Annotated in this window: 11 protein-coding genes; 10 read left to right on the forward strand and 1 reads right to left on the reverse strand. The window is 45.0% G+C overall.

The window, feature by feature from the left end; genetic code table 11:
- The first annotated feature begins 17 nt into the window (after positions 1-17).
- The 7 genes from ACO0KV_RS17965 (at position 18) to ACO0KV_RS17995 (ending at position 8,961) form a co-directional block, all read left to right on the forward strand.
- Positions 18-2,114: a glycoside hydrolase family protein gene (locus tag ACO0KV_RS17965; protein WP_423044473.1), complete on the forward strand. Its 2,097-nt coding sequence runs from the start codon at positions 18-20 to the stop codon at positions 2,112-2,114.
- A gap of 13 nt (positions 2,115-2,127) precedes the next feature.
- Positions 2,128-3,186: a hypothetical protein gene (locus ACO0KV_RS17970; RefSeq protein ID WP_423044474.1), complete on the forward strand. Its 1,059-nt coding sequence runs from the start codon at positions 2,128-2,130 to the stop codon at positions 3,184-3,186.
- A gap of 147 nt (positions 3,187-3,333) precedes the next feature.
- Complete coding sequence (locus ACO0KV_RS17975; RefSeq protein WP_423044475.1) at positions 3,334-4,380, forward strand: hypothetical protein; 1,047 nt, start codon at positions 3,334-3,336, stop codon at positions 4,378-4,380.
- A 5-nt stretch (positions 4,381-4,385) separates the two neighbouring features.
- A complete protein-coding gene (locus ACO0KV_RS17980) occupies positions 4,386-4,673 on the forward strand; it encodes a PAAR domain-containing protein (RefSeq protein ID WP_423044477.1) in 288 nt (95 codons plus the stop codon).
- A 202-nt stretch (positions 4,674-4,875) separates the two neighbouring features.
- Entirely contained in the window at positions 4,876-6,756 is a 1,881-nt protein-coding gene (gene tssF, locus ACO0KV_RS17985; protein WP_423044478.1) for a type VI secretion system baseplate subunit TssF, read from the forward strand.
- Positions 6,756-7,850 (forward strand): type VI secretion system baseplate subunit TssG, encoded by a 1,095-nt coding sequence (tssG, locus tag ACO0KV_RS17990; protein WP_423044480.1) that lies wholly within the window; start codon positions 6,756-6,758, stop codon positions 7,848-7,850. Before tssF ends, tssG begins: the two co-directional genes overlap by 1 nt.
- A 13-nt stretch (positions 7,851-7,863) precedes the next feature.
- A complete protein-coding gene (locus ACO0KV_RS17995; RefSeq protein WP_423044482.1) occupies positions 7,864-8,961 on the forward strand; it encodes an ImpA family type VI secretion system protein in 1,098 nt (365 codons plus the stop codon).
- A gap of 127 nt (positions 8,962-9,088) precedes the next feature.
- On the opposite strand, the gene ACO0KV_RS18000 is transcribed toward ACO0KV_RS17995, so the two are convergent.
- Complete coding sequence (locus tag ACO0KV_RS18000; protein ID WP_423044484.1) at positions 9,089-10,597, reverse strand: leucyl aminopeptidase; 1,509 nt, start codon at positions 10,595-10,597, stop codon at positions 9,089-9,091.
- A 50-nt stretch (positions 10,598-10,647) separates the two neighbouring features.
- Here ACO0KV_RS18000 and lptF point away from each other — a divergent pair, with 50 nt between their 5' ends.
- From lptF to ACO0KV_RS18015, 3 genes are read left to right on the forward strand one after another with little or no spacing between them, the layout of a single operon-like run.
- Entirely contained in the window at positions 10,648-11,778 is a 1,131-nt protein-coding gene (gene lptF, locus ACO0KV_RS18005) for an LPS export ABC transporter permease LptF (RefSeq protein ID WP_423044486.1), read from the forward strand.
- Positions 11,775-12,905, forward strand: coding sequence for an LPS export ABC transporter permease LptG (gene lptG / locus ACO0KV_RS18010; RefSeq protein ID WP_423044488.1), 1,131 nt, complete (start codon positions 11,775-11,777; stop codon positions 12,903-12,905). The genes lptF and lptG overlap by 4 nt, the downstream gene beginning before the upstream one ends.
- Positions 12,905-13,276 (forward strand): sirohydrochlorin chelatase, encoded by a 372-nt coding sequence (locus ACO0KV_RS18015; RefSeq protein WP_423044490.1) that lies wholly within the window; start codon positions 12,905-12,907, stop codon positions 13,274-13,276. The genes lptG and ACO0KV_RS18015 overlap by 1 nt, the downstream gene beginning before the upstream one ends.
- Positions 13,277-13,464 lie beyond the last annotated feature (188 nt).

Raw genomic sequence — 13,464 nt, forward strand, 5'->3', positions numbered from 1 at the left:
CGTTGGAGAACACATACATGAATAAAGAAAATGATCAAAGTAAGGTACATATTATTTTGTTGGATGCATTAAACGCTGGCATTTCTGGTCTGAAGGTTGCCGTCAAAATTGGCAACGAATTGATACATGAAGGTGTGACAGATGCACAAGGAAAAATTGGGCACGTTCATGCCAAACTGGGTGACGATATCGGCATCTATGTGAAACGGTTTTTGAATGATGAGATGAAGCTTGTCAAGATCATCAAAGCTTTTTCTGAAGAGCAGATCGTTAAGCTTTACAGTCCCAAAGTAAAGAGAGAAATACTCTTACAGAAAGACAAAGGTACGCCTGGTAACTATCAGCGTAAAACTTACCAAGTGAAAGCTGGTAATACGTTAGCGTCGATCGCCAAGGAAAATAGAACCACTACCCAAGCACTGGTTCGCCTCAACAACATTAGAAATGAAAACTACATTGCTGCAGGACAGATTCTGAAGCTTCCCCTGCAAAATGAACGTACATCAGAAAAAAACGCTGATCATACATCCGCACCTGTGTCGGTGGCACCATCCAAAAAAACTAGCCAAGAACACGCTACCCCCTCTCAAAAAACATCTGGACATTCAGGAACAGATACCAATATTGATGCGCCTGTCTCGCCAACTACCCCATCAGACGCCGTCCCAGTGCAGCTCATCATGAGCGATAAGAGAGGTAAAAATGGTACGCCAAAATCGGAGTGGAGCGGACAGTGCGATGAAAGTCACTGTATCAAATTCGGAGATAAAGGTCCATTGATTGAAGAGCTGAGTATTCGGTTGGCCGGGTTTGGTGGCTCTAAACCGACAACCACCTTTACTGATGCATTAGAGCTGGCAGTTAAACAATTTCAGCGTGATTACATGGGTGTTGCCGAGACAGGAAAAGTTTGTGGAAGCGTTTTATTTGCATTGGATGAGTTCAAGGCAAAGTACCCTATCAACCTCGATAGCATGAAATGTCATTGCAATGGCACGCATTGCGACGGTTTTGGTAATTCAAGCTTTGAAAAAGATAAGCAAGGTTGTGAGGTTAGTCCTGGGGAATATCCAGGAATCCATCGTAGTGTGTATTGGATATTAAGAGCGATGCTCTTTTATTTGCACACCAAAGAAAAGGACCTTGGCTACACGTTGAAATACATCTCATCCGGCTATCGATGCACGTGGTGGAATAAAAATAACGCGAAATCCAAAACAACCAATCACATGGGAAGTGCATTAGATATTCACTTCAATGACAAGAGTGGAAAGGAAGTGAGGGATGACGCCGGTCTGAATAAAATCCGGGAACAAATTTTTATGAAATACATGGGTGCTCTTAAGCCTGGGAAGAGAGATGAATCGGGTGACAAAATATATTTAGAGAGCACTTTTGAGGGCGCTAAATCGTGGGTGCATTTTGATATAGCGAGATGGAAAAAGGAACCGATTCATCGCTTTAGCGTAACGCGAGAAACAGCGGAAAACGGCAGCATACTTGAAATGGCGAGACGTGAAGGAAAAGGTGCTGCCGTGGTCTGTGGCGGGCGAATTCCTCCGCCAATCGCTCCGACTATTCCTGCGATAAAAACAAACTCATCGAGTACGACGAACGATCGCAAAAATGTACACACAATGTCGTTGTCTGATAAGGGCATCCAATTCATTAAGAGCTGGGAAAAACTCAGGACGGAGCCCTACGAGGATAGTTCTGGCTACTGCACCATCGGCTGGGGACATCTAATTGACGGAAAAAACAGCTGTCGTGTTTTAGCAAAAAATGGCTCCGATAAATATCGCAAAGCGATCGAATTTTATACTGAAGAGTCGGCAGATATTGATTTCAACAAAGATTTAGTGACGGCAATAAAGATGGTTAAAAATTTAGTTGCTGTTCCGTTATATCAACACGAATTTGATGCCTTAGTTTGCTTGGCATTTAATACAAATAAATTATATCCAGTCCAATTGGCAAAACTGAACTCGCGCGATTACCAGGGTTGTTGCAACGAATTTGCCGACATTACTAATGGTGGGCTACCCGGACTAGTAAAAAGACGCAAACATGAAATGGAAATGTTTTTGCACAACAAATACATTTTGACACACTGATTGAGAGTAACTAATGAAACTACTATTGATATTGATTGCTTTGATTTTTAAGACAACTTTAGTGTACGCGCAGAGCTTTACGAGCGCAGACCAAAATCAAGATATTTCCGGTGACTGGGTATTTCAGAAAGTCGTTGATTATGACGAACCAAATATGAAAATCAATGAGGTTCAAGAACCACGATTTGTCATAAGTGGCAATAAGATCATCGATAGTCATGGATGCCAAATGCCGATTCAAAAAGAAATCTATACAGCTTTTGATCCGTTTCAATTAATGATGAAAGGCGGAGCGACCGACGAAAATATCGCTGCGTTTTTTGCGAAAAATTTCAATGAGAAAATGGATTTAAGAAAGTTACCTTGGGGATATAGCGTCAGTTTGAAATTTAAAAACCAATGTAATGAGTTTTTATCTTCACCAATACTGGTTTTTCCAACACAGATCATCATTGATTATGGCAACGCCTTTTTTAGTTATAAAAAACCAGCGATGAACAATGCCGCCATCAATACTTACGGACGAAAAATCACCCTATTACCGTTTGAGTTTAAAAAATATAATGATTGGTGCTTTGGCTCAAATAAGAGAAATCGTTATGGGGAGTATATACAAACGCCATCCAGTAACTGTACTGTGTTTTATCATCCATTTAACTTAGGAAAATCAGATACCGACCCGTTAGGCTCTTTGCTTGGCTCCTATAACTACATTTTCAATCTTGGAATGGAATACGCCCATCCTCTCGACTACGATAACCCCGTAAAGCATGGATTACATCCCATTGTGCTTTTTTTTACTCCGTTTAAAAATGTATTAGTTGCATTGATCCATGATAAAGAAACGCACAACGAACAGCATCGGGGAGCGAACTATAGAGAAGACCTCTTAGCACCAACATTCGTGACCATTTTAAATAACAAAATCATCCAAACGTTGGCGATGGATGGCCAATTTTCTATCGATCGAAATCATCAAATTACCGTTATTGATAGTGATTGGTTCAATCATCGTACGAAAGACCGAATTTACAAAATCCAAGAGGACGGCACATTCAAACGGATTCAATAAAAGCTATTCATAGTATCCGACATTTTGGCGTGATGACCTGTTTCGTCGAAGGCGAATTAGTCATGAATATTCCCAACACACTCATGCGTGGCATTGCCTTGAAATAGAGGTCATGTCGCGCCTTTTTTGGAATTTTAAAAGTAAATAATGAAACTACTATTGCTATTGATTGCCTTCATTTTTAATACAAATGTAGCGCACGCACAGAGCTTTACGAGCGCAGACCAGAATCAAGATATTTCCGGTGACTGGGTATTTCAGAAAGTGGTTGATTATGACGGACCAAATATGAAAATCAATGTGGTTCAAGAACCACGATTTGTCATAAGTGGCAATAAGATCATCGATAGTCATGGATGCCAAATGCCAATTCAAAAAGAAATCTATCCAGCCTTTGATCCGTTTCAATTAATGATGAAAGGCGGAGCGACCGACGAGAATATCGCTGCGTTTTTTGCGAAAAATTTCAATGAGAAAATGGATCTAAGAAAATTACCTTGGGGATATAGCGTCAGCATAAAATTTAAAAACCAATGTAACGAGTTTTTATCTTCTCCAATACTGGTTTTTCCAACACAGATCATCATTGATTATGGCAACGCCTTTTTTAGTTATAAAAAACCAGCGATGAACAATGCCGCTATCAATACCTACGGACGAAAAATCACCCTATTACCGTTTGATTATAAAAAGTATGATGACTGGTGCTACACCATACCTCAAAAAAATAGTTATGGAAAAGGTACACAAATTCCATCCAACAACTGCACTGCTTTCTACCATACATATAGCTTAGGGAAAACAGACACCGATCCTTTAGGTGTCTTACTTGGCTCCTATAACTATATTACCAACCTTGGGACGGAATACTTCCGTCCTCTGGATTACGATAATCCTGTAAAGCATGGATTGCGTCCTGTTGTGCTTTTTTTGACTCCGTTTAAAAATGTATTGATTGCGTTGGTCGATGATAGAGAAGTGAACAATGAACAGCATCGGGGAGCGAACTATAGAGAAGACCTCTTAGCACCAACATTCGTGACCATTTTAAATAACAAAATCATCCAAACGTTGACGGTGAAGGGCCAATTTTCTATCGATCAAAATCATCAAATAAGGATTGTTGATAGTCGATTCGGAAAAGACAAATTCTTTCAAATTCAAGAAGACGGCACTATAAAGCGGGTTCAATAAAATCTATGTCCAAACGCTACAAAATTCGCGTCGGCGATAAAACTACCGCCAACGGTATCATTACCAGTGGTTCACCAACTGCCACAATGGAGGGCGTTGCCCTTGCACGGGAGGGTGACACAATTAATTGTCTTGCTTGTCATTCGACAGGCGTTATCCAGCTAGATGGAGATCGCATCGCGGTTAAAGATGCGAGCGGAAAACTGTTTGCTCTGAGCGATGATTTGTGTATTTGTAAATGTCGTACACATCCTAAGTTGATTGCAAGTCAATCGACAAATTCTTCGGGATAGATCTGTTGAGGTAATTTTTTTACAGATACTCGGCTTCAGTTTTTCTCCGTACATTGATAAGGGCGAGGATTTAACACGCTGAGTAGATTCTTTTATGCGAGAACTAAGATGATGGTCATTGCGGCGTTTGGCAATTTTTTTGGTCAATTAGGTAGTGGCATGTCATTTAATCTCCTTCAATACCATTAGCAGAAAGCGTTTCATGGAACCACAACTGTTAGACTATTTTAATCAGGAACTCACCTATATGCGCGAGAGTGCGGCGGAGTTTGCTGATCTGCATCCAAAAATTGCCCGTCGCTTGGGTATGCATGGCGTTGAAATAGCAGACCCTTATGTAGAGCGCTTGATCGAGTCGTTTTGTTTTATGTCAGCACGAATGCGAATTAAGTTGGATGCTGAGTTTCCGCGATTTACGCAGCGCTTGTTAGAGGTAGTCTATCCCAACTACGTGAGTCCGACACCTTCGATGGCGGTGGCGAAGTTGCATCCAGATATGTTGTCTGGGGACTTGACCAATGGCTTTGAAGTGCCACGTGGTACAGCGTTTTTTTCTAACGTACCGGAGGGTGAAAAGACCGCGTGTGAATTTCGCTCCAGTCAAGATGTGACGTTGTGGCCTATAGAAATTGTGAGCGCCCAATTGGCAGGCGTACCGCCAGATATTCCGGCTGTGGATCGTTACTTGCCGTCGCATGTGGCTGTAACGGGTAGTTTGCGTCTGCGCTTGCGCATCACGCGAGAGGCAAAATTTTCTGATATTAAGGGTCTGGATAGGTTGCCTATTTATCTGAAGGGTGACGATCAGATTGCTTCCCATCTATTTGAACTATTACATGCTGGTGCAGTAGCAACAGTGACTGGCGTGCCTGGGCAATTAGCGAACAATCCTCATATCGTAGTCCAGGATGCGTTAGTGCCAGAAGGGTTGCAACCAGAACAAAGTGTATTGCCGTTAGCGTGGAATACCTGGCATGGTCATAATTTGTTGCACGAGTATTTTGCTTGTCCAAGTCGATTTTACTTTTTTTTGCTACAAAATTTAGCACCAGGGCTATCAACAATTCAAGGCAAAGAAGCAGAGATTGTGATCTTGCTAACACGTGATACGCAGGCCTTGCGTGGCTTGGTGGATAAAGATCAGTTTGCTTTATTTTGTACGCCAGTAGTGAATTTGTTCCCGCGACGAACTGATAGGCTCGAGGTCAATACGAGCCAAAATGAGTTTCATTTGTTGCCTGACCGCTCTTGCCCTAGAGATTATGAAGTATTCAGTGTATCGGAAATGGTGGGGCAGCGATCTAAAGGAGATGCCGGCGTGACGTTCAGGCCTATGTTTCAAACGCTGAATCAAGATGAGGGTAACCACGGGCGATATTTTTCATTACGACGAGAACCAAGACGCGAATCGGATTCGTCGCGTAAATACGGCACCCGTACCGCCTACACGGGCACAGAGATTTTTGTCAGTCTGGTTGATCAACACGAAGCGCCATATAGCGAGACGCTACGCTATTTGTCAGTGGAGGCCTTGGTTACTAATCGTGATTTACCCCGCCTCGTGCCACGTAATGGCGTGTCGGATCTGTTTGTGGCAAATTCTATACCCGTGGAAAGTGTTGGGTTAATTCGGCCACCCAGTGCACCGATGCCAGCATTTGCGCAAGGTGAAATGGCGTGGCGCCTGGTACGCCAACTTGGATTTAATTATCTGCCGCTGATGGATATGGATGCCAGGGAGGGTGCGCAGGCATTGCGCGATATGTTGCGTTTGTTTGTGAATACCCAAGATGCGGTTGCTGCGCGTCAGGTCAGTGCCTTGATTGGGAGTCATATCAAACCTGTCACTCAGCGTTTACCCGGAGCTGGGCCTTTGGTTTATGGGCGCGGAGTACAGTGTACGCTCACGGTCGACGAAGAGGGCTTTAGTGGTTCTAGCCCATATCTTTTGGGTGTCGTGTTAGAGCATTATTTGGCGAGGCATGTGGCTATTAACGTATTTACGCAAACCAAGTTGGAGTCGATGCAGCGTGGCATGATTGCCGAGTGGCCAGTGCGCATGGGTACGCGCGGGGTAGTCTGATGGATCAAAAAAAATCTTATTCGCAATACATCAGTGTTGATCCGACCAAGCGCCTTCAGGATTCCCAGACACAGCCATGGAAACATGGTTTTGGTCCATTACTTCGTTACCTGAGCGCGCGTCGACAAGATCAGCCTGTTATTGGCTATGCGCAGCGACCATCGCAAGAAAGTTTTCGCTTAGGACAGCAAGCGAATTTATCGTTCGTGTCGCGCGAAATTGCATCAGTATCGCAGCGCAACGAACAATGGTTAATTAAGTTATTTAGCCTTGGAACGCTCGGCTCCAATGGTGTCTTGCCGCTCCACTTCACAGAATTAGTGCGTGAACGCAGTGAAGCCAAGATGGACAATACCTTGGCTAATTTTTTGGATATGTTTCATCATCGCTGGTTGACGCATATGTACCGTGCATGGGCGCAAGCACAGAGTGCCGCTGGTTTGGATCGTACTGATACTGAAACATTTTCTCGTTATATTGCGCGCATTGGTGGCGATGAACCGGATGAGGTGCAAGAGAGTGCGTTGAGCCCTCATGCGCGCTGGGCATCAGTGGCACATCGTGTCCGCTCGGCGCGTAATCCTGATGGGCTGGTCAGCACATTACAACGGTATTTTGGTGTCAATGTTGCCTTGCGAGAATATTGTTTGGCCTGGATGCCAATTGAAGAGCAAGATCAATGCACATTGGCTAAGGCCGGTATGTCCGCCATGTTAGGACGGGGAGCGATGTTGGGAGAAGTTGTCCCAGACAGGCAAACGCGCTTTCGATTAATCATTGGCCCCCTAAGCCTGAGCTCCTACCTTCGCTTAACGCCCCAATGTCATCAACGCGGAAGTGATATGGAGGCATTGGTCGATTTGGTCCGCGCCTTTATCGGATTTGAATATATTTGGGAAGTCGAGTTGTTGGTGCATGCTGAAGCCGCTCCGCCAGCGCAATTGGGTAATGACGCGCAATTAGGTTGGTCAACCTGGATGGGGGCAAATAGCGATCTAGGTACGCGCACAATCACAGGAATGATATTTGAACCGGAAAATTATATCGCTGTGATGAAAGATAAAAAAAGTAGAACGACTATGCGACAAGCATGAACTGGAACTAGGCATGAAGACATTGCAAAAAATTTATAATAAATTGGTGGGTGGATTCACTTTGACAGAAGCGATTCCTCCACAATTTTTGGAACCTATTTCAGCGGAGGCAACATGCGGTGTTAATTTAGAGTATGACAATGAATTTGCCGTTTTGCGCGCTCGGTTAGAACCACGTATTGAGGTCCAATACGGTAGCTTTACGAATAAGAAAGACGAGCCAGATTGGGGGGAGATAGAACGTGATTGTTGTCGTTTGTTGTTGCGCTCTAAAGACATCACGGTTTTAATCTGGTACGTCCGCTGTCGCACACGGGGCGCCGGCGCAGAGGGCCTTGCACAAGGGTTGGCTGCCTTGTATGGGGTTGTATCGAAGTTTGAGAGGGAAGTTCATCCACAATTACTCATTGATGATTGCATCGATCCAGCCGTTCGTGCTAACGCTTTGGCGGCTTTATGTGATCCAGACGGGCTGTTGAGCGATATTCGCAACATTATCGTTTCCAACAATACTGCCGCAAGGCTTTCCGTGCGCGATGTCGAGCGGGCTCTTGCCGTGCCGCGCTTGCCAAGCGCCATGGAGCCTGAAACTGTTAAACGGCAATTGGCCGATTTATATAGTCGAAAAGGCCTCAGTCTCAACTCACTCTTGTCTGCTGGTGCTTATACGCAGCATATTATTGATTGGGCTAAGAAAAATTTAAAAGAAGACGCACCAGATTTGCAAGCGATTCAGAATTTATTGTCGACGCTGACTGTGTTTTTTCAGGGGGCAAGTGCTATCGATGCCGATGAGCCTGAAAAAAATCACCACAGTGAGGCTGTCGTAACGCAAATTCATCCCCAGATTCGGGTTACTGTCGCCAATACGCTGGTAGAGTCCGCATATCCGATGACGCGCATTAGTCAGGAGCCCACGATGAACACAGATCAGCAGCGCGAGCGAATTCGACAATTGCTCATTGAAACCCGCGTGTGGGTAGAGCAAAATGAACCAAGTAGCCCTGTAGCTATTCTATTAAAGCAAGCCGAGCGAGTATGGGGAAAACGTTTTTCAGAGGTCGCTAATTTCATCCCACCTGATTTGTTGAGAACCTGGGATGAAGATTAAGAGAAAAAAGTAGAATTGAGTCGAACAGGCGTGCGGTTCCCGCAAATTTGCAGTTCAATTGTTGAAGAAAAGCCGTACCTATTTTGTCGGTACGGCTTTTTTTCGGCACTTATTTATTGCTTTTTAATTAACCAGCACGATTAATCAGGAACGTTGTCAGCAAAGGTACTGGACGGCCAGTAGAGCCTTTGGCGGCACCGGATTTCCATGCGGTGCCAGCGATGTCCAGATGTGCCCAGGTGTATTTCTTGGTGAAGCGTTCGAGGAAGCAGGCTGCAGTGATACTGCCGCCTGCTGGGCCGCCGATGTTTGCCATGTCGGCAAAATTGGATTTGAGTTGCTCGTTGTAAGCTTCCTCAATTGGCATGCGCCATGCGGTGTCACCGGTTTGTTTGCCTGCTGCTAATAACTCTGCTGCCAATGCGTCATGTTTGTCGTCGTGGCGAGTGAACAGGCCGCTGTTGTGGTGACCTAAGGAAGTCACACAGGCGCCTGTCAGTGTGGCGACGTCGACGACGGCAGCTGGGTTGAAACGTTCTGCGTAGGTCAGTGCGTCACACAGGATCAGACGGCCTTCGGCATCCGTGTTCAGGATTTCGATGGTTTGGCCTGACATGGAAGTGACGATGTCACCTGGACGCGTTGCTGTGCCTGATGGCATGTTTTCACAACTAGGAACAACCGCGATGACGTTGAGCTTGAGCTTCATTTCGCCAATCGCACGCATCGTACCGATGACGGAGGCTGCACCGCCCATGTCGTATTTCATTTCATCCATGCCAGCGCCTGGCTTCAGGGAGATCCCGCCGGAGTCAAATGTAATACCTTTACCGACCAACACGACAGGTGCGTCTTTCACTTTGCCGCCCATGTGTTTGAGGACGATAAATTTAGGAGGTTCTATCGTGCCATTTGTCACTGACAAGAAGCTGTCCATTTTGAGCGCCTGAAGTTGTTTGCGATCCAGGATCTCTATACCCATCTTGTAATCAGTCGCGATTTTCTTCGCAGTATTGGCTAAATACGTCGGTGTGCAAATGTTAGGTGGTAAATTGCCTAATTGTTTGGTTAAATCCACGCCATTGGCCAAAGCGACGCTTTGCGCTAGTGCAGATTTAGCCAATGTGACCTCAGTACTGGCAACGGTAATTGCCACTTTTTTAACGCCAGAAGTTGTTGTTTCTTTTTTGCTCTTTAAGCCGTCAGCGCGAAAAATACTTTCGCGGAATGCAAGAACTGCGGTACGGACTGACGAGGAAATATCGCGGTCTTTGATGTTCGGTAAGGCTAATACGGCATCGTTTGAGCCGAGGTTGAGCAGATTGCGCGCAGCAGCATTTACTGCTTGCTGGTAAGCTTTTTCTGTTATTGTGCTGCTTTCTTCTCCTAAGCCGACTAATAATACCCGTTCAGCAGCGATATCAGCGATGTTGCGCAGCAATAAGGAAGAGCCGATTTTGCCAGAAATATCACCTGATTTCACTGCGGCAGTGATGGCGCCGTGCTGGTCTAAACCAGCAGCTGCGGCAGAAAGTTTTTTATTTTCGAATACACCAACTACAATACAGCCTGTTTTAATGGCCTTGTGGGCAGTTGAGGCACTTTTTGCGTCGATTGTTTTTATGCTAAAGTCCACGTATTACTCCTCTTGGTAAGTCTCGTAAAAGAGACATTATAATCCTTCTCATGATTTTTCAACGTGCGCTTCGTCGTGAATTGCTCAGTGCCGCAGGCGCAGTCTTCACAACCTTGTTTACCATCACCATTACAGTGATGCTAATTAAAATTCTCGGCCAGGCCGCTGGCGGCAAAGTTGCGTCCAGCGATGTGGTGGCTCTGATTGGCTTTACTTCGCTGATGTATTTGCCAGTTCTCTTAATTTTGACAGGTTTTATCGCCGTGCTGCTGGTTGTAACGCGTTCTTATCAGGATTCAGAAATGGTGGTGTGGTTTTCTTCTGGTCTGAGTCTGACGGAATGGGTGCAGCCAGTGCTGAGGTTTGGTGCGCCTTTGATTATCTTAACGGCCTTGCTTAGTTTTATTGTGACGCCATGGGCAAGTCAACAAAGCTCAGAATTCAGGGAGCGTTACGATAAACGGTCTGATATTGCTAAGGTGTCACCAGGTAAATTTCAGGAGTCTTCATCATCGAATAGAATTTTTTTCGTTGAGGAGGTGATGGGCGATTTAAGTAAGGTGCAAAATATTTTCATCAATACGATTCATGACGGGCGTTCGAGCATTGTTGTTGCGAAGGAGGGCGTCATTGAGATTGATAAGTTTGGTGACAAATTTCTAGTCATGAGCAAAGGCAGTCGCTATGACGGTTTGCCGACGGCACCGGATTTTCAGATGATGCAGTTTGATAAGTATGGGGTGTTAGTTTCTAGTCAGAATGGGGCGGTGGTTGGAGATAATTCGGCGAAATCGATGCCTTTGAAACTTTTGTTACAAAACATGGATCCAGTAAAAAAAGCAGAATTGTTGTGGCGAATTTCGTTACCACTGATGTGTGCATTACTGATGGTAGCTGCTATTCCGCTCGGTTTCGTGAATCCGCGTGTGGGCCGATCGGCAAATCTCATCGTTGCTCTGTTATCAGTCATTATTTATCTTAATGTCGTCAATATTTCTCAGGCAACCGTCTCACAGGGGCGAAGTGAGTTTTCTACCACGTGGTGGCCGGTTCACTTGATGGTGTTGTTAGCGGTGATTGCATTGTTTGCGTGGCGCTTAAAGGTCAATAGCCGCTGGCATCCGTTGGTATTGTGGTCTAGATGTAAAGCTTGCTTACGTAGAAAAGAAAAATTAGCATGAAAATTTTGCAGAGGTATTTTGGCACCGAAATTATTCGTGCAGTCTTTTTTGTGATGTTGGCGTTGTTGGCATTGTTTTCCTTTTTTGATTTGATGGGTGAGTTGCCATCAGTGAATAAAGGAGGCTACAAAATTCAGCATGCTATTTGGTATGTCTTCTTGGGCTTACCGGGTTATGTGTATGAGTTTATGCCCATCGCGGTGTTGATTGGGACGATCTATGTACTTTCCCAGTTTGCTTCAAATTCAGAGTTTACGATTATGCGTGCCGCAAGTATGTCAACGCTGATGGCGGCCAATATCTTGATTAAAATTGGCCTGATATTTGTCGTATTGACCTTCGTATTTGGCGAGTTGATCGCGCCAAATACGAGCAAACTGGCGGAATCTATGAAGCTCACGGCGTTGGGTGCTACCGAAGCTCAGGAGTTTAGAACGGGATTGTGGACCAAAGATTTGATTCGCGAAAATGGTTTGCAAGGTGAGATTATCGGTTCGCGCTTCCTCAATGTCAGGGAAATCCTGCCAAATCATCAGCTTAATCAAGTCAAATTGTATGAGTTCGATAAAAATTTTCATTTGACCCGCGAGGTCGCCGCAAAAAATGCATCGTATCAGGGTAAAAACATCTGGCGTCTATTTGACGTGACGCAGACGTCGTTCCCGATGACGTTGTCCTCCGAAGATATTACAAACGTCAAGAGTCAACAATCGAGTGCACTGGATGTTGTGTCTGAAGTCACACCAGACATCTTGTCGGTGTTATTTGCGGATCCTGACAGGATGTCGGCAATTGATCTGGCCTCGTTTACTCGGCATCTGGCTGAAAATAAACAAGATAGTGAACGGTATCTGATCGCGTTTTGGAAAAAAATCACGTATCCATTTGCGACACTGGTAATGATGGCGCTTGCTTTGCCGTTTGCATATCTACATGTTCGTAGCGGCGGCACAAGCTTAAAAATTTTTAGTGGCATTATGATAGGGATGGTGTTTTACCTGATTAATTCCCTGTTTTCACATTTGGGGATGCTCAACACCTGGCCGCCGGTTTTCACTGCGCTGGTGCCGAGTTTCATATTTTTGGGGCTTGCAATGTTAGGCCTGCGTTACGTAGAAAGAAATTAATGAGTAAAGAATCTGCTTTGATCTTGTTTGCCCATGGTGCTCGCGACCCCCGCTGGGCGGCACCTTTTCAGCGTTTGCAAAAAATGACGCAACTGAGCCTGCCTGATTGCGCAGTAGAGTTGGCTTTTCTGGAGTTTATGACGCCTTCATTGCCTGATTTGGTTGCTGGATTGGTAGAGCAAGGTTGCCTGACAGTGACGGTGTCTCCGATTTTTTTAGGACAGGGCGGTCATGTACTACGTGATTTGCCGCTGTTACTGGATGAATTGCGAACTAGCTACCCAGCACTAGACATTAAGTTGGCGACAGCAGTCGGTGAAGAAGAAACGGTATTGCAGGCGATTCGTGATTACTGTATCAGTTTAGTCTGATCGTTTTCATCCCTCCACTCGATTCTGTTGACTTTTTTTATTTTCAGCCTTTTGTTTCATTAGGCGAATTCTAGGATGAAGTGCAATTTATGAACGGTACCGGTTAATGAGGGCAAGATGCGATAGCATTTGTGCCTTTTTGACCGGCCAGTCGAAATTGCATAATGAACTACACACATCTCACCCAA

Source organism: Undibacterium sp. RuRC25W (assembly GCF_049339825.1).
Lineage (GTDB): Bacteria > Pseudomonadota > Gammaproteobacteria > Burkholderiales > Burkholderiaceae_D > Undibacterium.